Raw genomic sequence first — 25,919 nt, 5'->3', positions numbered from 1 at the left:
CCGCTTTCGAAACGCCCGGTGAACGGGTTGGGAGTCCGCGTGGAAAACTGCGTTCGTCGCTCGCCGCTGATGCTGGCCCTGTTGCCGGCATTGATGCTGGCGTCCATGCCGGCCAGCGCCGAGCCGGTTGGCAACCTGCGTTCGGTGGCCGCCAGCGACAGCCGCGACGGCGTGCAGGGCTGGGACCTGCAGACCGACAAGGGCGCGCGCATCCGCATCGAGCTGCCGGCCACCGACATCATCCGCGTGCAGGCCGGCCGCAACGGCAAGCTCACTGGTGCAGGCGACAAGGCCGCGCCGATCGTGCTGCCGCAGCCCAAGGCGAACGTGCAGGCGCAGCTGGAAGAAGACGCGCAGGAAATCCGCGTGCGCACCGATGCACTGGTGCTGCATGTGCAGCGGCAGCCGCTGCGCCTGCGCCTGGAACGCCTGGACAACGGCCAGCCCATCGCCCTCTGGCAGGAGCTGCAGCCCCTGGACCTGGATGCCACGCAGAGCGTGCAGGTGCTGTCCTCGCAGGCCGACGAAGGCTATTACGGCGGTGGCCAGCAGAACGGCCGCTACCAGTTCAAGGGCCGCGAGCTGGAAGTGTCCTACTCCGGCGGCTGGGAAGAGGGCGACCGCCCCAGCCCGGCACCGATGCTGCTGAGCAGCCGCGGCTGGGGCATGCTGCGCAATACGTGGAGCGATGGCAGCTACGATCTGCGCGAGGCCGACCAGGCCACGCTGCTGCATCGCGAAGACCGCTTCGATGCCTACTACTTCGTCGGCGCCGATCTGCCAAAGCTGATCGAGCGCTACACCCAGCTGACCGGCCGCCCCAACATGGTGGCGCGCTGGGCGCTGTCCTACGGCGACGCCGATTGCTACAACGACGGCGACAACAGCAAGAAGCCCGGCACCGTGCCTGAAGGCTGGAGCGACGGCCCGACCGGCACCACGCCGGATGTGATCGACAGCGTGGCCAAGCAGTACCGCGCCCACGACATGCCCGGTGGCTGGATCCTGCCCAATGATGGTTACGGCTGCGGCTACAAGCAGTTGCCGGAAACGGTGAAGGGCCTGGCCACGTACGGCTTCCGCACCGGCCTGTGGACCGAGAACGGTGTCGACAAGATCGCCTGGGAAGTGGGCAAGGCTGGCAGCCGCGTGCAGAAGCTGGACGTGGCCTGGACCGGCAAGGGCTACCAGTTCGCGATGGATGCCAACCGCCAGGCATTCAACGGCATCCTCGACAATTCCGATTCGCGCCCGTTCCTGTGGACGGTGATGGGCTGGGCCGGCATCCAGCGCTATGCCGTAGCGTGGACCGGCGACCAGAGCAGCAGCTGGGACTACATCCGCTGGCACGTGCCGACCCTGGTCGGTTCGGGCCTGTCCGGCATGGCCTACGCCAGCGGCGACGTTGATGCGATCTTCGGCGGCAGCGCCGAGACCTTCACCCGCGACCTGCAGTGGAAGGCGTTCACCCCGGTGCTGATGGGCATGAGCGGCTGGTCGTCGAACGCGCGCAAGCACCCGTGGTGGTACGACGAGCCCTACCGCAGCATCAACCGCGATTACCTGAAGTTGAAGATGCGCCTGACCCCATACATGTACGGGCTGGTGCACGAGGCCGCACAGACCGGTGCACCGCCGGTGCGTGGCCTGATGTGGGACAACCCGCGCGATCCGCATGCGCAGGACGAAACCTACAAGTACCAGTTCCTGCTCGGCCGCGACCTGCTGGTGGCGCCGGTGTACCGCAGCCAGGCGGCCAGCCGCGGATGGCGCCGCGACATCCACCTGCCGGCCGGCGGCTGGATCGACTATTGGGATGGCCGCCGCGTGCAGGCCGGCACCGACGGCCGCCAACTCGACCGCCAGGTGGACCTGGCCACGCTGCCGCTGTTCGTGCGCGCCGGTGCGATCCTGCCGATGTACCCGTCGATGCTGTTCGATGGCGAGAAGCCGCTGGATGAAGTGACGTTCGACCTGTACCCGCAGGGTCATTCGCAGTACACGCTGTACGAAGACGATGGCAACACCCGCCGCTACCAGCAGGGCGAATCGAGCACGCAGCAGGTCCGCGTGCAGGCGCCGCTGCAGGGCAGTGGCCCGGTGCAGGTGCAGATCGATGCAGTGCAGGGCCAATACCAGGGCCAGCTGGCGCAGCGCCGCTACGGCCTGCGCGTGCTCAGCCGCCAGGCGCCGCGTGCGGTGCAGGCCGGTGGCCGCGCGCTGCCTGCGTTGGCCAATGCCGCTGCGTTGAACAGCGCCAGCGAAGGCTGGTACTTCGATGCCAAGGAGCGCCGCGGCACGCTGCATGTGCGCACGGCCGCGCAGGACATCCGCCAGCCGCTGCAGCTGCAGCTGGACTTCGCAGTCGCTGCCGCAGCCGCCGATGATGCCTATCCGGCCGCGCCGGTGCTGGGCCGCGAACTGCCGGCCGACAGCCTGCTGGTGGTCAATCGCCCGGCCGAAGAACCCGGCCATGCGCTGGAAAATGCCTTCGATGAGGATCCGGGCACCTGGTTCCGCAGCGTGCGCAACCAGGCCGTGCGCACCGGCGCGCATGAGTGGGTGATCGGCTTCGGCGAGCGGAAGATGATCGATGGCATCGACATCGCGCCGCGCAACGACAAGAACTGGAAGCACGGGCAGGTCCGCGACTACGAGGTGTACCTGGGTGACAGCAATGGCGAGTGGGGCGAGCCGATCGCCCGTGGCCGCCTGCAGCTGAAGGAAGGCCTGCAGCGCATCGACTTCCCGGCCCATGCCGGTCGCCTGCTGCGCTTCCGCGTGCTGAGCGTGCAGAACCCCGAGGGCGACGGCGCCAGCAGCTCCGACCCGATGGTGACCGCGGCACAAGGCAGCGCCCGCGCGTTCGATGCATTGCAGCCGCGCGATGTCGGCCCGATCGCACTGTCCACCTTCCACATTCTTGAACACCAGGAACCGGAGCGACCGGCCCGGCAGCGCTATCTCTCCGAGCTGCCGGTGCCGGCCGCGCTGGCCAGCCAGGTGCGCACCGACCAGTCCTTCCGTGGCGACGCCGGCATGCGCATGAACGGCCTGCAGTTCCGCCGTGGCCTGGGTGTCGGCGCCAACAGCCGCATCGACCTGCGCCTGCAGGGCGGCTGGCACCTGCTGCGCGCCGACCTCGGCATCGACGACGCCTGCCGCAACGCCGGCGGCCTGCAGTTCCAGGTCTGGGGTGACAACCGCCTGCTGTATGACAGCGGCCTGGTGAAGGCGCCCGGCGTGGTCAAGCCGGAGCTGGACATCCGAGGCCTTTCCACCCTGAGCCTGCGCACGCTGGGTGCGCAGGGCAGCCAACCCGCCCAGGTCTGCGCCAACTGGGCCAACGCCGTCCTGATCGGCCAGGAGGGCGACTCCGCCAGCATCGTCGCCCCATGACTCCTACGTAACACCGCTCCTCCCCCGCCCATTCCGACTACGGCCCTGATGGCCGTGGCCCGGGAGCGTTTTGCCCGCCGAACGCCCACGCGCTCACTTTTTGCGCTGCACCCCTGCCAGGAGAGAACCCCGATGTTGCCCGCACGCCACCACCGCCCCCCCTGTCGTTCGATCGCTCCGCTGTCGCTGGCCATCGCCGGCGTGCTGCTGTCGGTCGCCGTTCCTGCCTTTGCCCAGGAGAGCAAGGACACCGCCACCGATCTGGCCCGCATCGAGGTCACCGGCTCCAACATCCGCCGCACCGACGTTGAAACCGCCTCGCCGGTGCAGGTGATCAGCAAGCAGGACATCCAGAACATGGGTGCGCGCACGCTGCTGCAGGTGCTCGACAACCTGCCGGCTGCACGCCCGGCGCAGCAGGATGCGCGTTCACTGTTCACCGGCTCCGATGGTGCCTCGCAGGCCAACCTGCGCGGGCTGGGTGCACAGGGCACGCTGGTGCTGCTGAACGGTCGCCGCCTGTCGTACTACGGTGCGCCGGCCGGCTTCCAGACCCAGTTCGTCAACATCGATGCGATTCCCGCCGCCGCCATCGAACGCATGGAAGTGCTGACCGACGGTGCCTCGGCCGTGTACGGCACCGACGCGGTGGCCGGCGTGATCAACGTGATCACCAAGCGCAACTTCCAGGGCGCCGAGGTCAGCTTCACCAACGACACCTCCTCGCGCATCGATTCCTACGGTGAGCGCCAAGCCAGCATCACCGCCGGCTTCGGCGACCTGGCCGAGAACCGCTTCAATATCTACGGCGCGGTGAACATGTACCGCCGCGACGCGATTCCGCTCAGCGATTTCTACGACAAGCGGCCCGACCAGTACTACGTCAACAACCCGAACTACCTCAACAACCTGCGCCTGGGCGTGGGCAGCAAGCCGGGTGAGTTCAACCCGGGCAGCTACTTCGCCTTCGATCCGGTCACCGGCCGCCGCGTGCAGGAAGCCGCACCGGGTTGCAAGAACGTGCTGACCAGTGAAGCGGCCGGTCCGCGTTGCGTCTGGGAAACCTGGATGAACAACGAGATCGATGCCGGCGCCAAGTCCGAGCGCAACACCGCTTACCTCAACGGCACCTTCCTGGTGGGCGACAGCACCGAGATCTTCGCCGAGGCGACCTACACCGACATCGACCTGCGCGCCAACGGTGGCACGCCGCGCGCCTACGGCACCACCACCGGCAACCCCACCAGCTGGTTCTCGCGCAACACCGGCAACAACGTCAACCAGTTCCTGTACCCGTTCCTGGGCCCGAACAACGAGTACAACCACGCCAGCCCGGAAATGAAGGCGATGATGGGTGGTGTGGTCGGCCTGAACTACCTGCTGCAGGATGTCGGCCCGAACTACTTCGGCCAGCGCAACACCGACAAAAGCTACCGCGTGCTGGCCGGTGCGCGCGGCAACAGGGGAGACTGGAACTGGGAGACCGCCTTCGCCAGCGCGGGTACCCACTCCACCACCTACCAGACCATCAACGTCAACACCAAGGGCTTCGAGAAGGCGTTCGGTCCGTACACGATCGATCCAGGTACCGGCCGCGTGATCATCTCCGACCACCCGGCCTACAAGTTCGGCGAGATCAGCGAAGCCAACGCTGCGTTGATCCGTGAAGCGTTCCCGACCTTCGACATCCAGTCGTGGACCCGCCTGCACACCCTGGACGGCAAGATCGAAGGTCCGCTGTTCCAGCTGCCGGCCGGTGAGATGCGCGCCGCGTTCGGCTTCAACGCCAGCCGCGAAACCTTCTACACCCCGGGCAACGCCGATGCGGCCAACGGCCTGATCACCCAGCAGGGCGGCTCGTGGTTCGACGGTAAGCGCAACACGTACGCGCTGTTCGCAGAGACTGTCGCACCGATCACCGACACGCTGGAACTGGATGCAGCAGTGCGCGTGGACAAGTACCCGAACTTCAGCGCCAACGTCGCGCCGAAGATCGGCTTCAAGTACCAGGCGTTCGACCAGCTGATGCTGCGCGGTACCTACTCCACCGGCTTCCGTGCACCGAGCCTGGCCGAGTCCGGCAACGGCGGCGTGTTCGCACAGCTGGGTGGCTACCGTGACGAGCTGCGCTGCAACGAGACCAACGCCATCGCCAACCTGTTGCTGAAGTCGCAGCGCCCGGGTGACGTCGATCTCGGCAAGACCCTGCTGAACGTCGATTGCAGCCGCACCGTGGCACGCATGACCCAGCCGAACAAGGACCTGAAGCCGGAGAAGGCGAAGATCGCCACCCTTGGTTTCGTCTATGAGCCGGCGACCTGGCTGTCGGTGTCGGCCGACTACTGGTTCATCTATCGTGACAATGAAATCGTTGCGCCGGACTACCGCCGCATGGAAGACATCATCTCCTCGTCGCGTTCGCCGATCACCGACAGCGACCGTGCCAACCTGGCGCAGCTGGCAGCGATGTGTGCCGACCCCGCCAGTGGCGTGAACTGCCCGTCGGTGCTGCCGGGTTACTCCGCCGGCAACGTGGCCAGCGTGGTGGGCCAGTACAAGAACCGCGGCAAGACGCTGATCGACGGCTTCGACATCGATGCGCGCAGCCGCTTCTCGATGGGCGACTGGGGCAACCTGAACATCGGCCTGGCCGCCACCATCGCCAACCGCAACCGCTTCTACATGGACGCGGAGAACGGCTGGTACTACGGCGACGTGGTGGGCTATTACAACAACCCGCGCCTGCGCGCCACGCTCAATGCCGACTGGACCTACAAGCAGGTGACCACCAGCATGTTCGTCAACTACGTGGGCGGCACCAAGTGGGCCACCGACCAGATCGACGAAGAGAGCAACAACAAGGAAACCTGCACCGGCGGCTACCTGGCCCTGCAGAAGAGCAAGTGTGATGGTGCGCCGTCGTGGTGGACCGCCAACATGAGCGTCACCTGGCGCCCGGATGATGCGTGGAACCTGAGCTTCACCGTCAAGAACCTGTTCAACCGCCTGCCGTTCTACGACCCGAACAGCTTCCTGGGTGACTCCAGTGACTACGCGACCATCTTCGGTCGTGGTTACAGTGTGACCATCGGCTACCGGTTCAAGTAATTCCGTTTGCGTGACCTGGCGTGCCGGCTGCGGCCGGCACGCTGCCAAGAGGAGAGATGTTTGCCATGAAGCGTAGGGAATTCATCGCGGCCAGTGCCGCTGTCGCCGCCAGCAGCCTGCTGCCGCAGACCCCGGCCTGGGCACGTGGGCGCAAGGTGCGCCTGGCCATGATCGGTACCGGCATGCGTGGCCTGGTGCTGCTGAAGGAGCTGGTGCGCCGCGACGATGTCGAGGTGGTCGCCCTGTGCGACATCGAGCCGATCATGCTTGGCCGCGCCGTGGAGATGGTGACCAAGGCCGGAAAGCCGGCACCGAAGACCTATGGCCAGGACCGCGACACCAATGCCTGGAAGCGCCTGCTGGAACAGAAGGGCATCGACGGCGTGATCATCGCCACGCCGTGGGAATACCACGCGCCGATGGCGATTTCCGCCATGCAGGCCGGCGTGGCCGTGGGCTGCGAAGTGGTGGCCGGCATCACCCTGCAGGACCACTGGGACGTGCTGAAGACCCAGCTGAGCACCGGCACCCCGTACATGCTGCTGGAGAACGTCTGCTACCGCCGCGACGTGATGGCCGCGTTGCAGATGGTGCGCCAGGGCCTGTTCGGCGAACTGGTGCACCTGCAGGCCGGCTACCAGCACGACCTGCGCGGCGTGAAGTTCAATTCCGGCGACCCGAACCAGCCCTACGACAGCGGCGTGGAATTCGGTCCCAAGGGCTGGAGCGAAGCACGGTGGCGCACCGAGCATTCGGTGGAGCGCAACGGCGAACTGTACCCCAGTCACGGCATCGGCCCGTGCGCCATGTACACCGGCATCAACCGTGGCAACCGCTTCACCCACATCAACGCCTTCGCGACCAAGGCGCGCGGCCTGCACGAATACACCGTGGCCAAGAGTGGCGGCACCACCCATCCCAGCACCAAGGTGAAGTTCAAGCTGGGCGACATCGTCACCACCACGCTGGCCTGCGAGAACGGCGAGACCATCCTGCTGCAGCACGATACCTCGCTGCCGCGCCCGTACTCGATGGGCTTCCGTGTGCAGGGCACCAAGGGCCTGTGGATGGACGTGAACCATTCGATCCACATCGAAGGCCGCAGCCCGCCGCACCAGTGGGAGGAGTTCAAGAAGTACCAGGACCAGTACGAGCACCCGCTGTGGAAGCAGAATGCCGACACCGCTGCCAGCGCTGGTCACGGTGGAATGGACTGGTTCGTCATCCATGCATTTGTTGAAGCGCTGAAGGCCAAGGCACCGATGCCGATCGACATCTACGATGCGGTCACCTGGAGTGCGATCACCCCGCTGAGCGAGCAGTCGATCGCGAACAGCTTCCAGACGCTGGAGTTCCCGGACTTCACCGCAGGTGCGTGGAAGCAGCGCAAGCCGATCTTCGCGTTCGACGGGAAGTACTGAGGTTCATCCCTTCCATGCTGTGACGGAAACGCCGGGCGATGCCCGGCGTTGCTGTATATGGCGTACTGGCTCCTGTAGTGCCGAGCCCACGCTCGGCCGCCTGTTCGGTCGGCCGCCCGCTTTATCAGAAAACTCTGAAATCCGACCTATTCCACAGTTTCTGACTTGAATGTGTAAACCACATCGGAGATAACGTCCCCCGTGCGGTCAGGCCGCATTCCGGAACAGGGACGATCCGAAACATGACGTGGTGAGGCATTGGCCCCACGTTCTCGTTCCCGCCGGTGCTGTGTTCGTCCAGGAAGGAGAACAGGGATGTTGGAACGACTGAAGACCATTTCGTGTGCCGCACTGGCGATGATCGCGCTGGGGAGCCTGGCTCCCTGGGTTGCGCAGGCGCAGGAGGTGCAGAAGAAGTGGGAGAGCTACCTGTCGATGGGCCAGCCGCGAGCCACGGAAGCGGCGGTGCAGAAGGACATCAAGTCGCTTTTTTCCCAGTACGAGAAGGACAAACCCTTCGATTGGCATGTCAAACGCCAACGCGTCCTTGGAAAGAAGGTCATCTACGATTACCGGGTGAGACCCGAGAAGATCGTTACTACTGACTGGGTCTACACCCACTCAGGGCAGGAGTACTCATCCGAAGATCAGATTCGTAGCGTGATCCTCGCTACCCGCGTCAGCGACCCGCAGTGCCCGGCGACTTCACTCACGGAGGATCCTTGGGTGGAGCTCCTTGGACTTGGCAGGGGCGACGACGGTAGCGTCACCAACGAGGAGAAGGATTTCCATTACACCTTGAACTTCTATCACCAGAGCACTCAAGAATGCTCGTCGATAGTGGGGTGGGAGCATGTGCGCCGGGCCAGAACGGCGCTTTGTCCGAATCGACCGTCCCTGACGTGGAATGAGGGCCTGCAGATGTGCTCTCTGGTCCAGCAGGACGAGCCGCACATGTCGCCCATGCTCTCCTACACAAGCGCGCCGCTGCCGCCGCAGCAGTGTCCTGTTGGTAACCCGTGTGATCCGACCACTGGCGATAAATCCCAGCCTGAGCCGGATTTCAACCTTGGATGGGTGAGCTTCCAACGCCACTATCACTCTCTGACAAGCACGGCGGGCGGCGCGTTGGGTACGGGCTGGACCCATTCCCACAATCTGCGGCTTACCGCAGGCGTGGATGATTCCACTTTCCCTCCCAGCCCCGAACTGAAAGTTGGGCTGATCGGCGCCGATGGCGGGCAGACCGCATTCCAGAAAGTGGGGGCAAGCTACGAAGCCATGGACGGAAGCGGCGATCGCGCGGTCCAGCAGGGCACCAACTGGCAACTTTCACGTGCCGGAGAGCGCATCTATTTTGATGCTGATGGCTTGATGCAGCGCCGCGACTTCGAAGACGGAACGTCGCTGACCTATGCACGCGACAGCCGTGGCCGCCTGCTCAGCATCACCCATTCAACCGGTCGGCGCGTTGATGTCCAGTACCTCGCGCCGGGCGACGATTCGCTGATCTCGGCCCTGGTGGTCGCCGGCCAGCCTGTGGTGAGCTACGCCTATTCACCTGCCGGCGAACTGATCCGTGCGACCTACGCAGACGGTGCCAGTCGTACGTACCACTATGAGGACGCCCGCTTCCCGGGTTACCTGACTGGCATTACCGCCGAAGACAACCAGCGCTACAGCTGGTACGGCTATGACACGCAAGGGCGGGTCACCTGCAGCCGCCATTCCGGCGATTGCAGTCAAGCCGACGTGGGCATTGATGGCGTGCGCCTGGAGTACACCCCGGCGGGCACCACCATCGTCACCGATGCACTGGGCAAGCAGAGCACCTACGCCTTGACCGCCAGCGGCGCCAGCGGCCTTCCGCGCAAGGTCAATGGCATCACCGAGAGCAACGGCAGCATCAGTCGCACCTATCTGCCCGAGGCCACCGATTTCCGGCGTAGGCTGCAGTCAGTGACCGACCGCCGTGGCGTTGTCACCCAGTATGCCTATGCCGAGGCCAGCGATGCTGCCGCAGGCGCCGTCAGCGTGACCACCGCCACCGAAGCGGCCGGTACTCCGGATCAGCGTGTCAGCGAGACGCGCGTGGCCATGGACAGCAATCGGCTGGTCCAGCAGACCGTCGGTAACCGTGAGATCCGCATTGCGCGTAATGCGCGCCTCCAGCCAACCACCATCACCGTGCGCGACATGGTGACCGGTGACACCCGCGTCACCACCCAGACCTACTGTGAGGCCGAGGGCCCGGAGTGCCCGCTGGTGGGACTGCTGCGCAGCGTGGATGGCGCGCGCAGCGATGTGGCGGATGTCTCCACCTATGCCTACTACACGGCGGACGACGCAGGATGCGCGGCCAATGGCGCCTGCAGTTATCGCAAGGGCGACCTGCGCAGCGTGACCAATGCGCTGGGCCAGACGGTCGAGACTTTGGCCTACGACGCGTTCGGGCGGCCGTTGTCGGCGAAGGATACCAACGGCGTGGTGACCGACTACACCTACCATGCCCGTGGCTGGCCGACCTCGGTCACCGTGCGCGGTGCCACCACAGCCGAGGACCGGGTAACCCAGATCAGCTACTGGCCCACCGGCCAGGTGCAGCAGATCACTGAGCCTGACGGAAGCAGCGTCACCTATGTCTATGACGCCGCCCAGCGGCTGACGGATATCGCGGACAGTGCGGGCAACACCATTCACTATACGCTGGACAACGCCGGCAACCGCCTCAAGGAAGACACGCTGGACACCGGCGGCACCCTGCGCCGTACCCTGGCACGGACGTTCAACACGCTCGGCCAGCTGACCGTGCTGAAGGACGCAGGGAATCACGCCACCGGCTTTGCCTACGATGCCAATGGCAACCCGCAGACGGTGACCGACGCCCTGCAGCGCGTGACCAGCCAGCAGTACGATCCGCTCAACCGACTGGCGCAGACCCTGCAGGATGTCGGCGGCGTGGCGGCGGAGATCCGCAGCCAGTACAACGCGCTGGACCAGGTTACCCAGGTCACCGACCCGAAGGGCCTGCACACCACCTACGCCTACAACGGGTTCGGTGACCTGACTGGACAGGTCAGCCCGGACACTGGCGCCAGCAGCTTCACCGTGGACGCCGCCGGCAACCGCAAGACGGCCACCGATGCGCGTGGCGTCACCGCTACCTATCACTACGATGCACTCAATCGCCTGATCGGCATGGCCTATCCGGACCCCAATCTGGACGTGGGCTACAGCTACGACGTGGCACCGACTGCCTGTGCCGCCGACGAGCGCTTTGCCAAGGGGCGCCTGGGGCAGGTGCTGCATGCCAACGGCAGCACCCAGTACTGCCATGACCGCTTCGGCCAGGTGACCCGCAAGGTACAGACCGTCAACGGCGTTGCCAGCACGCTGCGCTATGCCTACAGCAAGTCGGGTCGCTTGACCGCGTTGACCTACCCCGACGGCAGCGTGGCCGACTACGTGCGCGATACCCAGGGCCGCATCAGCCAGATCGGCCTGACCCGCCCCGGCCAGGCGCGCCAGATCGTGGTGAACAACGTGACCTACGCGGCCTTCGGCCCGGCGACCGGCTGGACCTATGGCAACGGCCGCCAGCTACAGCGTCCGCTGGATCTGGACTACCGCCCGCAGGCGGTGCATGACCCGGCTGCGGGCGGCCTGTCGCTGGGCTATGGCTATGATCAGGTCGGCTCGATCACCGAACTGAAGAACGGCGCAGGCTCGGCGGTGCTCGCCAAGTACGCCTACGACACGCTGGGCCGCCTGACCCAGACCCAGGACGGCACGACCGGCACGCCGATTGAAACCTATGCCTACGACGCCACCGGCAATCGCACTGCGCTGACCACCTCGGCAGGCACCGCCAGCTATACCTATCCCGCAACCAGCCACCGGCTGACCGCAGTGGATGGCGAAGCGCGCAACCATGACGCGGTGGGCAACACCACTAGCATCGGTAGCAAGGCGTTCACCTACAACGATGCCAACCGCATGAACGCGGTGAAGCAGGGTGACGCCACACTGGAGAGCTACGGCTACAACCATCGTGGCGAGCGCGCACTGCGTACCCCGGCCGGTGGCGCAGCACAGATGACGTTGTACGACGAGGCTGGGCAGTGGCTGGGCAACTACTCGGCCACGGGCCAGGCGCAGCAACAGGCGATCTGGCTGGACAACTACCCGGTGGCGCTGATCAATGTGCCTGGTACCGGCGTGCCGGAACTCGCTTATGTCCAACCGGATCATCTGGGCACACCGCGCGTGGTGATCGACCCGGTGCGTGATGTGGCAGTCTGGGAGTGGAGCAACAAGAGCGAGGTGTTCGGCAACCAGATTCCGAGTGCCGACCCGGATGGGGATGGTGTGGCGTTCGAGTTGGCGCTGCGCTTCCCGGGCCAGCAGGCGACGGCTGCAAGTGGGCTGTTCTATAACTACCAGCGGGAATACGACCCGGCTGTGGGGCGCTATTCGCAGAGTGATCCGATTGGGTTGATGGGGGGAATAAGCACGTTCACATATGCTGGAAGCAATCCTCAGTCGGCGATTGATCCAGAAGGTCTCGAGGGCATTGGGCCATGGAATAATGGTGAAATGAACAACGTCACCGGCTATGTTCCCGCCAACGACTGCGAGAGGGAGGCTGTTGCCGATCTGCTCATAGATCTCGTGCCCCTGACTTCAATGGTGTCTTTTGCAATGGATTCTGTGGGTGTTGACATAAACTTCTACGAGAATCCCGGCGTTCACTTTGGCGAGTACGGTGCAAAGACTCCGTATGCGGCGGCAGGCCACATGCTGGATGCGGCAGCGTCGCGTCAGGATGGCAAAGCGGCTAGAAGGACGCGCGGGGCAGCTGAGCGCGGAATTCATTACTCGGTTGCCAACGGTCGACTAAATCGAGCTGCGGCGCATGCGGGGAACGCTAATCTCTTGCGGGGCGGATCGAAGATTCTAGGGCCTCTTGGAGCAATGGTGAACTACAGGTCAAACTACAATAAATGCCAATGTCTGGCGAACTGATTTTCATAAGGTGCATGAAGGGCGCAGCTGCAGTTGGAGCGTTGGCAATCTGCTACGCGCTGATTGCGTCCATGATGAGTATGGGCTGTCCAGTCGTTGGATACTCTCCATCAGTTATGTTTGCTCTTTTTGTGGCATTGCTGGTGCTGCTTGTGTATTCCAAGTTCGAACTGGCGAGAAGGGGAATTCTGTCGGTTGAAGTTAGGCGAGTGCGATTCGCGTTCGCTATGGCTTTCCTGGCCGAGATGTTCATGATTGGGTTGCTGGTCGCCCGCAACCTCGAATGCGATAGCTTCGTTCGCGCGATTCCCATTCCTGGGGCACTACTTGTTTTCTATACAGCTGCCGCCTTCTCATTTGTATTCAGTGACTTCTATCTTGGTGCCGCGCGAAAAATCATCAGACTTGGCGCTCGGCCCAGGAACTTCTTAAGAGACAAATAGTTGGCACCGCCTTTGTGGTGCGTGAGCATCCGCCACGTGAGTGGCGGGTGCTCCGCAGGGATAGCGCCAGTACTGACTCAATCTGCACGCCAACCCGCAGCCACCCGGTCCGCCAGCACCAGCTCGGTATCCGCCTGCCGGCCATCGCGCAGATAACGGATGCCCACGCGCGTCCCAACCGGGCGCTCACGCAGCAGCGCACGCCAGTCCGCCAGTCTCCGCGTGGCAATCGACTCGCCTGAAATCATGACGATGCGATCATCCCTGCGCAGCCCCGCGCGCGCACCAGCGCTGGACGGCGCCACATCGGCCACACGCAGTGCAGCGTCCTCGGCCTGCAGCCACAGCCCACTGCGGTCGAAGGCATCGGCCTGCGTGCTTTCAGCGTTGGGCACCAGATAAAGGCGCTTGGCGTCGTAGTCGATGCCCATGGAGAAGCGCCGCAGCACGCCGCCACCGAGAATCGCGCCATAGTCGGCCAGGGCCAGCGCGCCCTTGTCGGCGCTGGACAAGTCACCGACCAGGCCGGTGACCTCGATGCTGCCCATGCGCAGCACACCGAGCCGGGCCGGTCGCGCCCGCCCCGGGCCGCCGAGGCCCCATCCAAGCACTGCCTCCTCGCTGGCGTGGTATTTCTCCAACAGACCATGGGTACGCACGAACGGACTGCTCAGGCTCAGGGAATTGCGTGAGCCGGTGTCCAGCCACAGCCGCAGCGGGATACCGTCCAGCTCGCCATTCAGTACCGGTGCGCGGTCGTCCTGTTCGAACGGCAGCACCACCGCGTTGGCGGGTGGCTGGTAGTGGCCCGGCCGGGTGAAGCTGAGCACGCGCGCGCCATAGTCGAAGGTGGTGACGAAGCGCAGGAAGGTCTCGTAGCCGATGAAGCCGTCATGCGGCACGCCCATCGAGTTGATCTGCTGGCCGAGGTCGATGATGTGGAAAACCGGGTTTGCAAGGTGCGCGCCACCGATGCGCAGGTGGCGGGCCTGTGCCAGGCCCAGGTCGCTGGCGTTGTCACCGGCACCATGCACGCTCAGACGGCCCGCTGTGGTCAGCCCCAAGCGTTTGGCGGCGATCGGTGTCAGCAGGTTGATGGCGCCGGTGTCCACCAGGAAGCGCGCCGGCTGGCCGTCCACTTCGGCCTCGATGTAGACATGGTTGTTGATCAGGTCGAACGGGACGCGGGTGGTGCCGCTGGCATCCTCGATGTAGCTGTCGTCGGCCATCGCTGGTGGTGCATACAACCCATCCGGCACAGGGAAATCCACCCGGTAGCGCTGCACCTGCACGTCGCTGCGCAGTCGCGGATCAGCACGGCCTTGGGCATCGAGGGCGTCGGTGATGAGGCGATGGGGCAGCAGCAGGCCATCGACCGCCCGGTAGTCTTCCAGCGTGATGGCGGTGGGTGTGCGCGCGGAGGCGATGACCACCCGGCCGAGCAGGCCGCTGCGGGTGTCGAACCAGAGTTCGATAGGGTCCGCGCCCTCCGGCGTCGTCGACAGCACGTCATAGCGTTGCCCGTCGTGGGCCTCGGTGCGTGGGCCCGCAAAGCGCGAGGCGGGATAGGCACTGGACCAGTAGGCGCGGGTGGCCAGCCACGCCTGCGTGCGCGCGGTGCGGCGTGGCACGCTGCCGTCCAGCAGGCCGACCTCGCCGCCGTAGTCGCGCCGCCAGGAGAGGTGCCCGTCGAACCCCTGGGCGACAGTGAAGGCTCCCAGTTGCGCCTGTTCGGCATAGCGCCCGGCACGCAGGTCCTGGTTGAGCTGCCAGCGCCCGTGTAGGCCGCCCACCGACTGCTCGCCCTCCGCCTGCAGGCGCTGTACCGACAGCCACGGCTCGCCGCCACTGGCTGCACGGGCCCGGGCCAGCACATCGGCAGCATCCACCCCCGCGGCGTGTACCGGAATCGCCAGCATCCACAGCAGGCCACCTAGCATCCATCGCAAACGCATCGCGTCACCTCTTTCGTTGGGTCAGGAGGTGATGGCAGCGCACGGACCGGGGATATTCGACCGGGCGTGAAGGATTGGACGTTCAGCCGGAGGTGGCGCGGCGGCGGTACTCGCTCGGTGTCTGCCCGGTGGCGCGCTTGAACGCGCTGTTGAAGGTCGACTTGCTGCCGAACCCGGCGGCCAGGCCGATGTCCAGCACGCTGCGGAAGTCGGCCGGATCGGACAGGCACGCCCTCGCGGCAGCGACGCGGAAGCTGTTCACGAACTCGGAAAAGCTCTGGCCGAGGCCTTGGTTGAGCGCCTGCGAGACCTGGTTGGGTGACCACCCGCTGCGCTGGCTGAGGGACTGAAGGTCCAGCCCGGGCGCTTCATGCAGGCGTTCGTCCCGCATCAATGCGGTCAGCGCGCTGGCGATGGCCGCGCATTGTGCTGCGTCGATGCCCGAGCGTTCGTAGCGTGCGTGGGTCGTATCCTCGGCGGACGCGGTCATGTCCACCATGACGGGTGCCGCAGTGCTCGCACGTACGCGCAGCTGATGACGTACGACCCGGCACGCCAGCAGATACATGCCGGCGGTGGTCAGCAGGCTGAGCCCGATGCTGGCCAGCAGCGGAGCGGCGTCCGGCGGCCACCGGTTCATCGCGCTGGCAAGCCAGCAGCCCGCCATCACGATCGCCAGCCCGCGCAGTCCGCTGCGCTGGATGGCGGTTCCGCGCGGGGCCGAAGACGTGCGCAGCGAGAGCCATAGCGTGGCCAGCAGGTAGGGTGCGCCCTGCAGCAGCCAGCCATGGAAGCTGAGCGGGAACAGGACCTTGCCCAGCGGCGAGCCCTCGAAAGGCGCGAGTGCGTTCAACAGGGAAATGACGAATGCGAGGCCAGCCGGCAGCAGATGCGCGAGCGGCAGCAACGAAGTGTGGCCCGATGCGGGCAACAGCAGCGCACGCGCATGGGCATACAGCAGCGGACCGAGCAGATAGACCAGCGGCACTTCGATGACCCGCAGCCAGCGCACCGCATCGGGCGAAAGCCAGGTCTGGCCACCCAACAGCACCAGTCCGAACAGATTGGCGGCGGCGAAACAGGCGAAGAAGGTGGTGAGCAGATGACTGCCACGCCGAGCGCGACCGAAGCTCACGCCGGTGGACAAGGCGGCCAGGCCCAGAATCGCAGCGCCTGCCGCCAGCTGCAGCAGATCCGCTGGCGTCATGCGCGCAGTGTTGATGAAGCGCGCGGCAACGTCCAGCGCGGGCTGGCGGCATGCAGGCAACACTGGGAAAAATGGCGCGCCCGGAGGGATTCGAACCCCCGACCAATGGCTTCGGAAGCCACTACTCTATCCGGCTGAGCTACGGGCGCGTTGTAGAACCGCCGCGCCGTCGGCCAGTGCCGGGGCGGGCATCGCAGCGCCATGAAGCGGTGCGGGACCGGCATTCTATCCAGTTTCGCCGAACAAATCTCCCCCCACGGGCAAAGCCCTGCCAGAGGGGCAGGAGTATCCTATCGCCATGGCTGATACCCCCCTCACTTCGCCGCAGTCGTCGGCGACGCCGCGTTGGCGGCATTACTGGAGTCTGATGCGCGCTGATCGCCCGATCGGCACGCTGCTGCTGCTGTGGCCCACCTGGTGGGCGTTGTGGCTGGCCGCCGGTGGCCTGCCGCCGCTGTGGACGCTGTTCGTGTTCACCGCCGGCGTGTGGCTGACCCGCTCGGCCGGTTGCGTCATCAACGACTACGCCGACCGCTGGCTCGACCCGCACGTGGAACGCACCAAGGCGCGTCCGCTGGCCACCGGTGCGATCAGCGGCCGTGCCGCGCTGGCGCTCTTCGCCGTGCTGATGCTGGTGGCGTTCGGCCTGGTGCTGACCATGAACGGGCTGACCATCGGCCTGAGCTTCATCGGCGTGTTCCTGGCCGCCAGCTACCCGTACCTGAAGCGCTACACCCATCTGCCGCAGGTCTACCTGGGCATGTCGTTCGGCTGGGGCATCCCGATGGCGTTCGCCGCCGTGCAGGGCGAGGTGCCGATGCTGGGCTGGCTGCTGTATGCCGGCAACATCCTGTGGTCCACCGCCTACGACACCTGGTATGCCATGGTCGACCGCGAGGACGACCTGAAGATGGGCTCGCACTCCACCGCGATCCTGTTCGGTGATCTCGACCTGGTCATCCAGGGCGTGCTGTACGCGCTGTTCCTGGCCACGATGGCGCTGGTTGGCGTGCGCGGCGGCCTGGGCGGCTACTACCTGGCCGGCGTGGCCGTGGCCACTGTGCTGGTGGTGTACGAGTTCTGGATCTGCCGCAATCGCGAGCGCGGCCCGTGCTTCAAGGCGTTCCTGCACAACAACTGGGTGGGCGCCGCGCTGTTTGCCGGTATCGCCGTGGACCTGGCGCTGCGTTGATCCTGGGGATTGATCGCCCGGGGTCGGATCCCTTTTCCTGTGGGAAAGGGCTCTGACCCTTCTGCCGCGCCGATACCCGGCTCGGGGTCAGAGCCCTCTCCTGTGGAGAGGGATCCGACCCCGCCACCTACGACCAATAGGTGGCTGACAGCCCGCACCCCACCGCCCAGAATCGGTCCATCGAACCTGGGAGGGTAGGCGATGGCCTCGACGGCAGCAGTACAGGACGGCTGGATGGCGCGTGCAGCGCTGCGCTCGGCCGCCTGGGCGGAAAAGTGGTTCCCCGACGCGTATGTGTTCGCGGTGCTGGGCGTGGTCATCGTCGCACTGGCCGCGATGGGCTTCGGCTCGACCCCGCAGGCCACCGCGAGCGCCTTCGGTGACGGCTTCTGGAGCCTGATTCCCTTCACCATGCAGATGGCCTTCGTGGTCATCGGTGGCTACGCCGTGGCGACCGCACCGGTGGTCGCACGCTTCATCGATTTCCTGGCACGGGTGCCGCGCACCGGCCGCGGTGCGGTGGTGTACGTGGGCCTGGTCAGTATGCTCGCCTCGCTGCTCAGCTGGGGCTTCTCGCTGGTGTTCGGCGGCCTGCTGGTGCGCGCGCTGGCCCGCCGTACCGAACTGCGCATGGACTATCGCGCGGCCGGTGCGTCGGCGTACCTCGGCCTGGGTGCGGTGTGGGCGATGGGGCTGAGTTCGTCGGCTGCGCAGCTGCAGGCCAACCCGGCCAGCATGCCGCCGGGGTTGGTGGAGATCACCGGCGTGCTGCCGTTCACCGAAACCATCTTCCTGTGGCAGTCGATTGCGCTGACGGCGGTGCTGATCCTGGTCTCGCTGCTGATCGCCTGGCTGACCGCGCCGGCCGCCGGCAGTGCCCGTACGGCTGAAGACTTCCCCGGCGCCGCGCAGGCCGAACCGGAACCGCTGCAGCAGCGCACGCGCCCGGGCGAATGGCTGGAATACAGTCCACTGCTGACCGTGCTGCTCTCGCTGCTGGCGTTCGGCTGGCTGTTCAACGAGTTCGCCAACAAACCGGTGGTCACCGCCATCGCCAACCTCAACACCTACAACTTCCTGTTCATTTCGCTGGGCCTGCTGCTGCACTGGCGGCCGCGCAGCTTCCTCAACGCGGTGGCCAAGGCGGTGCCCAGCACCACCGGCGTGCTGATCCAGTTCCCGCTGTACGGCGGCATCGCGATGATCCTCACCCACGCCGCTGGCGGTGACGGGCAGACCCTGGCGCACCGGCTGTCGAGCCTGTTCGTGCACGTGGCCAGCACCGATTCGTTCGCGCTGGTGATGGGCGTCTATTCGGCGGTGCTGGGCTTCTTCGTGCCGTCTGGTGGCGGCAAGTGGATCATCGAGGCGCCGTACGTGATGCAGGCCGCCAACGAACTGAAGGCGCACCTGGGCTGGGCGGTGCAGGTCTACAACGCGGCCGAAGCGTTGCCGAACCTGATCAATCCGTTCTGGATGCTGCCGCTGCTGGGCGTGCTGGGCCTGAAAGCACGCGACATCGTGGGCTTCACCTTCATCCAGCTGCTGGTGCACATCCCGCTGGTGCTGGGCCTGCTGTGGCTGCTGGGCATGACCCTGGCGTATGTGCCGCCGGTGATGCCCTGAATGCAGGGCCGGCGTCCGTGCCTGCACAGGACGCCAACCGGGTTCAGCGCGTGTTTCCGATGGAGGACGCCATGAATGGGCATGGGCCCGAGGCCGGCATGAGCACATGCCGAACCCGCATGAATCCTTCAGGCGCTTGTGCCGCAAGCCTCTGCACGCGTTCATTCACGCGCGTACACACGGGTGTAGCCGTCCGCCAACGCACGATTAACTCTTCGCTGCAGACGATGGCCCCGTCCACCGCATTCCGCGCGTGGCTTTCGGAGATCGGACATGGCACAGCAGAACCAGAACCCGAACCAGAAACAGCAGGGCCAGCAGAACCAGCAGGATCAGCAGCAGGGCCGTGGCCGCGACCAGCAGCAGCAACAGCAGCAGGAACAGCAGAAGCGCAACCAGAACCAGCAGCAGGGCGGCCACGACGAAGAAGAATGATTGCGTTGCGCATGCAACGTGACCGGTGAAGCCCCGCCTCGCGCGGGGCTTCGCTTATTCCAGCACGCCGATGCGCTGCAGGGCCGGTGCCGCCGACATGTCATTGGGGTTGGTACCGGGCTGGTCCTGCGGTACGTCCATGCCCATGCCGCGGTAGAGATCCACCCAGTGCTGGGCGATCTGCCCGGTCTGCGGATTGCGGAAGTTCATCGGCTGCAACGCGAATACGTGGTGCGCACGGAACGCACGTTCGATGAAGTCGGAACAGTAGTAGCTGTCCTCGTTCAACACATACGAGGTGTTGTACGGCTTGCCGAGCATCGTGCGCGCGGTGGCAACCGCATCCTTGATCGCCGCCTGCTGCGGTGCGCGCAGGCGATAGATCACGATCTGCCGCTGCTTGGCCCGGGCGTCCTGGCGGAACTGGACCAGCGATTGCCGGCGCGATCCCTTTTCGTCCGCATGCAGTACCTCCCAGCCGTTTGGCGTTGCGGCAGCCAGGGCCACGTGATCGAAGCTGGGTGCGCCCTGCTTGCCGGTGGCATCGTCGATGGCCGCGCTGAGGCCGCTGCGGCCGGCGGTGACGAACAGCAGGTCGCCTTCCCGGACCTCCAGCGCGGCCACAACACCAGGCCACAGCATTGGCACCAACAAGGAGAGGGCAAGCAGGAATCCGCGCATGGGGCCAGGGTCGAAGCGTGTGCGGCGTAGTCTAACGGCTGCCGCAGTGACGTTGATTTCAGCATTAGTGTGATATGAGTCTCAATTCAGCATGTCGGGAAATTCCTGACAGCGGACGTTGAAACTGAATTGACGGAGGCATGGCTATCCTTGCCTCCCTACCGCGCCGGAACCGCGCGCGACCACTCGGAATCAGGAGGATCCCGTGAACCAGCTCCGCCCCGTTACCCTGCTTGCGCTTGCCCTGGGGCTTGCGCTGTCGGGCTGCAAGCCCGCGCCCCAGGCTGCCCCCGCTGGCGCCGCCGCCCCGGCTCCGACCAGCACGGCCGCCGCCACGGCGCCGGCCACGCCGGTTGCCGCGGCCCCGGCAGACGCTTCTGCCAGCTGCCCCCACCCGGTCTTCGACGACTTCCTCAAGCATTTCGGCAACGAGATCGCGCTGCAGGAAACGTCTACTGCCGATCCGCTGCTGGACAGCCACATCGACGGCGAAGCCGAGCCGGAGCCACGCAAGGTGGAGGAGAAGGTGCCGCTTGCCAAGGTCGAATGGCCGGTGATGCCGGACCCGGCCACGCTGCAGCGACAGGGCCGCGAGATGCAGGTCACCCGCCTGCCCGATGGCCAGGTTCAGGTGCAGATGCGCACCCCCGATACCAGCGACCAGCAGATCTACACCTTTGCCCAGAAGCCGTGCTGGCAGCTGGTCAAGCGTGAGGACGAATCGATCTGACCCCTGAGCGACCGCCTGCGGGCGGTCGTGTGATTCATCCAAGGAGCACCGCATGCGTCTGTCTCCCGTTGCCCCCGTGCTGGCCCTGATGCTTGCTGCATGCAGCGGCCCTGAGGCGGCTGCACCGGCGGCGCCCCCCGCTTCCACTCACCCGGCAGCGGCGCCGGCCGCACCTGCGGCTGCCGTTGCGGACCTTCCCACCTCTCTTACGCGCGACGAGACCGGCATGCATATCGATTGCCAAGGCACCCGCCTGCACCTGGCGGCCCAGCCCACACAAGACACGGACGCTTCCCGGCTGACCACGCTGGAAATCGAAAAGGACGGCGCACGCCAGGCCATTGCTGCGCCCAAGGAGATGGACGGCTATACCGCCGTTGGCCTGGCCTGCGTGCAGGACCGCAGCGGCACGCCGTACTTCGTCGTGCAGTACGGTGAACTGCCATTCGGCTGCAGCTTCTGCGAGTGGTACTACCTGTACGACGCCAGTGGCCGCCAGTTGACCCACAGCACACCGCCGCTGCGCGGCGCGGAAGGCGAGGAGCAGGAGCCCAACAACGACGAGTACGAGAAGTTGATCGACTCGCTCGGCATCAAGCACCCGGAGGTGAACTACATCGAAGACTGAGCGCAGCGGCAGGACGTCGCACGCGCGCTGTGAACGCAGTACTGCAGTACCGCAGTACCAGAAGTACCAGGAGCAGTACCCCTTAAGGAAATCCCCCTTTTCATAGAATGGATAGCACAGACATGGCAGACATCTACCAGGACATGGTCCAGCCCCGCGGGGCGGCCTACAGCAGTGACCGCATCAAACCGTGGAGCCACTACCGGGAGCCGATCGACCAGAGCGACGGCCGCCTGCATGGCAACTCCCGCCGGTGGGGCGATGCGACCCCGGAAGTGCAGTCACGGGTGATCGACACGATCATCGAGTCGGCGCGCGAGAAGGGCCTGACCCCACGCGAAACGGCGCACGTACTGGCCATCGCCCGCGTTGAATCGGGCTTCAACCCCGATGCCGCCGCTGGCACCACCTCGGCCTCGGGCCTGGGCCAGTTCATCGACAAGACCGGCAACCACTACCACCTCAACAACCGCAACCGCTTCGACGTCGGCGCACAGTCCGATGCACTGGTTGACCATTACATCGATAACCGCACGCTGGCGCACAAGCGCGGCCAGGGTGAGGAGTACATCTACAAGTACCACCACGACGGCCCGACCCGCGATTACGGCGGCCTCAACCTGTCTGAAAAGAAGGTGATGCCGTACGTGGACAAGTACGAGCGGTTCGTGGAGCAGCGCCTGGGACTGACCCACGGCCAGTCCCATGGCAGCCACGCGGCCCCCGCCGTAGCTGCGGCCACGCACGCGCAGGCCAAGCCGGCAGCGGCGCATGCCGAAGGCCAGACCCGCACCTTCGAGCAGACGATGCAGGTGATGCTGCCCCCGCAGAACGGAGTCAAGCCGCACGTTACCGGTGAGTTCGGCGAACACCGCGCGCACAAGCCGCACGGTGGCACCGACTTCAACTATGTTGGCGGCCAGCACGGCCGTAATCTGCAGCACCCGACCGTCCACGCACCGATCTCCGGAACGGTGACGTTCGTCGGTGGCGACTACGGCACGGTGAAGATCAGGGATGCACAGGGCAACTCGCACGAGATCCTGCACCTGCAGTCGACCCAGGTGAAGGAAGGCCAGCCGATCAAGGCGGGCGAGCCGATCGGCACCATGGGTGGGCGTGGCCCGGGCGGTGCGGGGCAGTATGCCCAGCACGTGCATTACCAGTTGAAGGATCCGCACGGCAAGCTGCTCAGCCCGCAGGACTTCTGGGACCACGGCAAGCTGAAGGAAACCGGCAAGGGTGGCCATTCGCATGACGCCGACCACAACGGTGTGCTGCGCCAGGGGGCCAAGGGCGAGGAAGTGACTGCACTGCAGAAGGAACTCAACCGCTTGGGCGTGCGCGACGGCCATGGCAACCGGCTGAGCGAGGATGGCAAATTCGGTGCCAATACCAAGGACGCACTGACCGCCTACCAGAAGCAGCACGGGCTCTCCGCCGATGGCGTGGCGGGTCCGGCGACGCTGGCCAAGCTGGCCGAAGGCCGCAGCCACGCCGAGGCGTCGCCGAAGGGGCCGCAACTGGGCGACAAGGCGCATCCGGATACGCCACTGCACAATGCGATCCGTGGCCACCTGCCGGGCATGATCTGCAACGAGATGAGCGCGCATGTGACCGCCCAGGCCAAGGCCGCCGGCATCGATTCGCCGGAAAAGCTGCAGGGCGTCACCCTGCAGGATGGCAAGGCCTTGGTCATGGGCACCGTCCCCGGCTTCCGTACTGCGGTGGACATGACCCAGACGGCACCGAGCCTGCAGGAGACCAGCGCTGCAATGCTGGCCAAGCACGAGCCTTCGCAGCAACACGTGCAGGACGAGCAGCAGCGAGTGGCCATGGGCCGTTGACCGCTGCGTGTGAACAGGCGTGTGGTAAAGGAGGCCGGCCGGAGCGATCCGGCCGGCTTTTTCCGTTCATGGGGGAGGACATCCACGGATGCCGTTTCGCAGGATGCACAGCGTGCCGCGCCTGCGCGAGGGAGACCTGGACCAGGGCATGCTGGACGGCAGCAAGCTGCTGGTGGCGCTGATCGATGGCGAGCAGCTGCCGCCGTCGGAAGATTCATCCGCACGCAACCTGTTGCCAGCGGATTGGCGCACAGGGGATTCGGTCGTTGCCCTGAAGCGAGGGTCGTCCCAAGGCTACCGTTCCTCGTCCAGCACCTCGTCGTCGAGCTCGTCCTCGAGCAGTTCCGGCGGCGGGTCCGGTGGTGGTGGTCGCAGCGGCGGCGGCGCTTCGGACAGCCGGTGGCTCAGGCCGCCCACACCCGCCAGCCCAGCGTGGCATCACGCAGTTCGCCGCTACCGCTCACATCACCCACCTGCAGCTGCACGCCCTGCGCATTGGGCAGGTCTTTCTGCTCAGGGAACCACCGTCGATCCGCCGCAACCACGATCAGCAGGCCCTCGTCGTCGCCCATCGGCGCGAACTGCGGCGAAGGCGGGCTGATCGGTTGCAGGCCGAAGCGCTGGCTGGACTGTTCGCGCACCGCATCGACATCGTGGCTGGGCAGGCCGACCTCGCTCAGGCACGCCAGCTCGCTGCCATGGAAGGCGCCTGCGCGCATGCTGTCTGGCAGACGGCGCCGGCCGATCAACTCGAGGATCAGGCCATCGGGACCGGTGAAGTACACCGACTGCGACTGCCAGCTGCTCTCCAGCGCAAAGTAATCCAGGCCCTCAGGATTACGTTGCAGCGGGGTACGTTCGCGCAACCAGGCCATCGCCTCGCCGAAGCGGTTGTCCGGTACGTTGAAGGCCAGGTGCACGCCACCGACGGGGTGACCTCCCGCCGGCTGCAGTTCGATCGTGCTCCAGCCGATGTGCACATGGTTGCCGACCACGCGCTGCTGCAGCACATCGTGGAAATATGTGGCCACGGAAGCGACGTCGGATACCGGCAGAGTGAGGTGGAGCAGGCGCATGATCGATCCTCCGTGGACGCGCCCACTGTAGCGCCGGGCCATGCCCGGCGGCCACTAGCGCAGCGAATGGTTGAAGAACCGTATTGCCGCGTCCGCTGCCTGCGCGTGGGTCTGCGCCTTCGGCACCGACGTGCTGCACAGGTCCTGCAGCCGCTGCTGTCCGGTCGGGGTGCATGCGGCGAGGAAATCGTAATGGCCGACACCGGGCAGCACCTGCAGTGCAGCGCCCGCAATCGCCGCACGCGCAGCCTCGCCATTGGTCTGTGGTGGCGCGACCGTGTCCGCCTGGCCCAGCACGATCGACACCGGCTGTTTCAGCGAGGAGAGCTGCTCGGGCGCAAAGGCCTGCACGATTGCCGGCGCCAGCAGGAACACCGCGCGCACGCCGGGAATGGCGCGTGCGTCGTTGGCGTGGGACATCCATGGCGACAGCTCGGGCGACGCCGCAGCGGCAACGCGTGCCTCCATCGTGTGCGTTGCCGCCTCCTGTTGGGGCCGGCAGACGCCGTCATCCGGATGTGCGGTGCAGAAGTCCCGCAATCGCTGCAGGTCCGGTCGCGCACCGGCTGCCAGCAGCGCGGTGTAGCCACCGGCCGAGAAGCCGGCGACCCCCAGGCGCTCAGGATCGACATGCGGGCCCAGCACCGGATCAGCCTGCACGGCCGCCAGTGCAGCATGCAGGTCATCGGCGCGCAACCAGGTCAGAAGGCTGCCGGGCAGGGTCATGGTGTCAACGCCGTTGTTGCCTGGATGATCCACCGCAATCACCAGATACCCGGCCCGCGCCAGCGCCGTGCCCAGCCAGCCCATCATGCGCGCGCTGCCGCCGTTGCCATGCGAGAGCAGCAGGGTCGGCAGGCGATCACCCGCGACCGGCGCATCCTTGGCCGACCGGCCGACGTCGAACAGCGGCGCGTCGGGTGGACCGATGGTCAGCGCGGTTTCGCGGCTGCCGGCCGGGGCCGGATACCAGACCGTGTAGCGCAGCGCGTTGCGGTGCCCTGCGTCGCGCACGGCGGCGCTGGCCAGCGTCGTCGTGCCGTGGCGCTCGCCGGCGACGCCGCTTTCGCGGGCGGCGCCGACGCTCGCGAACGCCAGCAGCATTCCTCCCAGCACAGCAGCGGTCATGCGCATCTTCAACTCCTT

16 protein-coding genes and 1 tRNA gene are annotated in these 25,919 nt (G+C 65.8%); 11 read left to right on the top strand and 6 right to left on the bottom strand.

The window, feature by feature from the left end; translation table 11 throughout:
- The first annotated feature begins 39 nt into the window (after positions 1 to 39).
- The 5 genes from B9Y82_RS17580 to B9Y82_RS17560 all read left to right on the top strand — a co-directional run bounded on the left by B9Y82_RS17580 (position 40) and on the right by B9Y82_RS17560 (position 13,396).
- Complete coding sequence (locus tag B9Y82_RS17580; protein WP_100474436.1) at positions 40 to 3,399, top strand: TIM-barrel domain-containing protein; 3,360 nt, start codon at positions 40 to 42, stop codon at positions 3,397 to 3,399.
- A 132-nt stretch (positions 3,400 to 3,531) separates the two neighbouring features.
- Positions 3,532 to 6,507: a TonB-dependent receptor domain-containing protein gene (locus B9Y82_RS17575; protein ID WP_100474434.1), complete on the top strand. Its 2,976-nt coding sequence runs from the start codon at positions 3,532 to 3,534 to the stop codon at positions 6,505 to 6,507.
- Positions 6,508 to 6,572: 65 nt separating this feature from the next.
- Positions 6,573 to 7,928: a Gfo/Idh/MocA family protein gene (locus B9Y82_RS17570; RefSeq protein ID WP_100475272.1), complete on the top strand. Its 1,356-nt coding sequence runs from the start codon at positions 6,573 to 6,575 to the stop codon at positions 7,926 to 7,928.
- A 315-nt stretch (positions 7,929 to 8,243) separates the two neighbouring features.
- Positions 8,244 to 12,953, top strand: a complete 4,710-nt coding sequence (locus B9Y82_RS17565) for an RHS repeat-associated core domain-containing protein (protein WP_238381632.1) — start codon at positions 8,244 to 8,246, stop codon at positions 12,951 to 12,953.
- Positions 12,938 to 13,396, top strand: a complete 459-nt coding sequence (locus B9Y82_RS17560) for a hypothetical protein (protein WP_100474431.1) — start codon at positions 12,938 to 12,940, stop codon at positions 13,394 to 13,396. Before B9Y82_RS17565 ends, B9Y82_RS17560 begins: the two co-directional genes overlap by 16 nt.
- Before the next feature lie 77 nt (positions 13,397 to 13,473).
- Here the strand turns inward: B9Y82_RS17560 and B9Y82_RS17555 are convergent, their stop codons facing one another.
- The 3 genes from B9Y82_RS17555 to B9Y82_RS17545 form a co-directional block, all read right to left on the bottom strand.
- Entirely contained in the window at positions 13,474 to 15,351 is a 1,878-nt protein-coding gene (locus B9Y82_RS17555; protein ID WP_100474428.1) for an aspartyl protease family protein, read from the bottom strand.
- Positions 15,352 to 15,433: 82 nt separating this feature from the next.
- The gene (locus B9Y82_RS17550; protein WP_100474425.1) at positions 15,434 to 16,558 is read right to left on the bottom strand and encodes a helix-turn-helix domain-containing protein; all 1,125 of its coding nucleotides are present in this window, start codon (positions 16,556 to 16,558) and stop codon (positions 15,434 to 15,436) included.
- Positions 16,559 to 16,630: 72 nt separating this feature from the next.
- Positions 16,631 to 16,707 (bottom strand) — tRNA-Arg (locus tag B9Y82_RS17545).
- A gap of 149 nt (positions 16,708 to 16,856) precedes the next feature.
- Between B9Y82_RS17545 and ubiA the strand changes: the two genes are divergently transcribed.
- From ubiA to B9Y82_RS20780, 3 genes are all read left to right on the top strand, one after another.
- The gene (gene ubiA, locus B9Y82_RS17540) at positions 16,857 to 17,750 is read left to right on the top strand and encodes a 4-hydroxybenzoate octaprenyltransferase (protein ID WP_100474422.1); all 894 of its coding nucleotides are present in this window, start codon (positions 16,857 to 16,859) and stop codon (positions 17,748 to 17,750) included.
- 201 nt (positions 17,751 to 17,951) lie between these two features.
- Positions 17,952 to 19,376 carry a short-chain fatty acid transporter gene (locus B9Y82_RS17535; protein WP_181390018.1) on the top strand — a complete coding sequence of 475 codons (1,425 nt, stop codon included), beginning with the start codon at positions 17,952 to 17,954 and terminating at the stop codon, positions 19,374 to 19,376.
- 273 nt (positions 19,377 to 19,649) lie between these two features.
- Positions 19,650 to 19,811, top strand: coding sequence for a hypothetical protein (locus tag B9Y82_RS20780; RefSeq protein ID WP_010482135.1), 162 nt, complete (start codon positions 19,650 to 19,652; stop codon positions 19,809 to 19,811).
- A gap of 54 nt (positions 19,812 to 19,865) precedes the next feature.
- On the opposite strand, the gene B9Y82_RS17530 is transcribed toward B9Y82_RS20780, so the two are convergent.
- On the bottom strand, positions 19,866 to 20,492 hold the full coding sequence (locus B9Y82_RS17530; RefSeq protein ID WP_100474416.1) for a YiiX/YebB-like N1pC/P60 family cysteine hydrolase: 627 nt from the start codon (positions 20,490 to 20,492) through the stop codon (positions 19,866 to 19,868).
- A 205-nt stretch (positions 20,493 to 20,697) separates the two neighbouring features.
- Here B9Y82_RS17530 and B9Y82_RS17525 point away from each other — a divergent pair, with 205 nt between their 5' ends.
- The 3 genes from B9Y82_RS17525 (at position 20,698) to B9Y82_RS17515 (ending at position 23,697) form a co-directional block, all read left to right on the top strand.
- A complete protein-coding gene (locus B9Y82_RS17525; protein ID WP_100474413.1) occupies positions 20,698 to 21,222 on the top strand; it encodes a hypothetical protein in 525 nt (174 codons plus the stop codon).
- Positions 21,223 to 21,448: 226 nt separating this feature from the next.
- Positions 21,449 to 21,850 (top strand): hypothetical protein, encoded by a 402-nt coding sequence (locus B9Y82_RS17520; protein WP_005420055.1) that lies wholly within the window; start codon positions 21,449 to 21,451, stop codon positions 21,848 to 21,850.
- 122 nt (positions 21,851 to 21,972) lie between these two features.
- Positions 21,973 to 23,697, top strand: a complete 1,725-nt coding sequence (locus B9Y82_RS17515; protein WP_100474410.1) for a peptidoglycan-binding protein — start codon at positions 21,973 to 21,975, stop codon at positions 23,695 to 23,697.
- Between the two features lie 404 nt (positions 23,698 to 24,101).
- Here the strand turns inward: B9Y82_RS17515 and B9Y82_RS17510 are convergent, their stop codons facing one another.
- Both B9Y82_RS17510 and B9Y82_RS17505 read right to left on the bottom strand, forming a co-directional pair.
- Positions 24,102 to 24,773 carry a VOC family protein gene (locus B9Y82_RS17510; protein WP_100474407.1) on the bottom strand — a complete coding sequence of 224 codons (672 nt, stop codon included), beginning with the start codon at positions 24,771 to 24,773 and terminating at the stop codon, positions 24,102 to 24,104.
- A gap of 54 nt (positions 24,774 to 24,827) precedes the next feature.
- Positions 24,828 to 25,907, bottom strand: a complete 1,080-nt coding sequence (locus B9Y82_RS17505; RefSeq protein ID WP_100474404.1) for an alpha/beta hydrolase family protein — start codon at positions 25,905 to 25,907, stop codon at positions 24,828 to 24,830.
- Positions 25,908 to 25,919: the final 12 nt, after the last annotated feature.

The organism is Stenotrophomonas maltophilia (assembly GCF_002799155.1).
Taxonomy (GTDB): domain Bacteria; phylum Pseudomonadota; class Gammaproteobacteria; order Xanthomonadales; family Xanthomonadaceae; genus Stenotrophomonas; species Stenotrophomonas maltophilia_R.
This window is presented reverse-complemented; position numbering and strand designations above follow the sequence as displayed.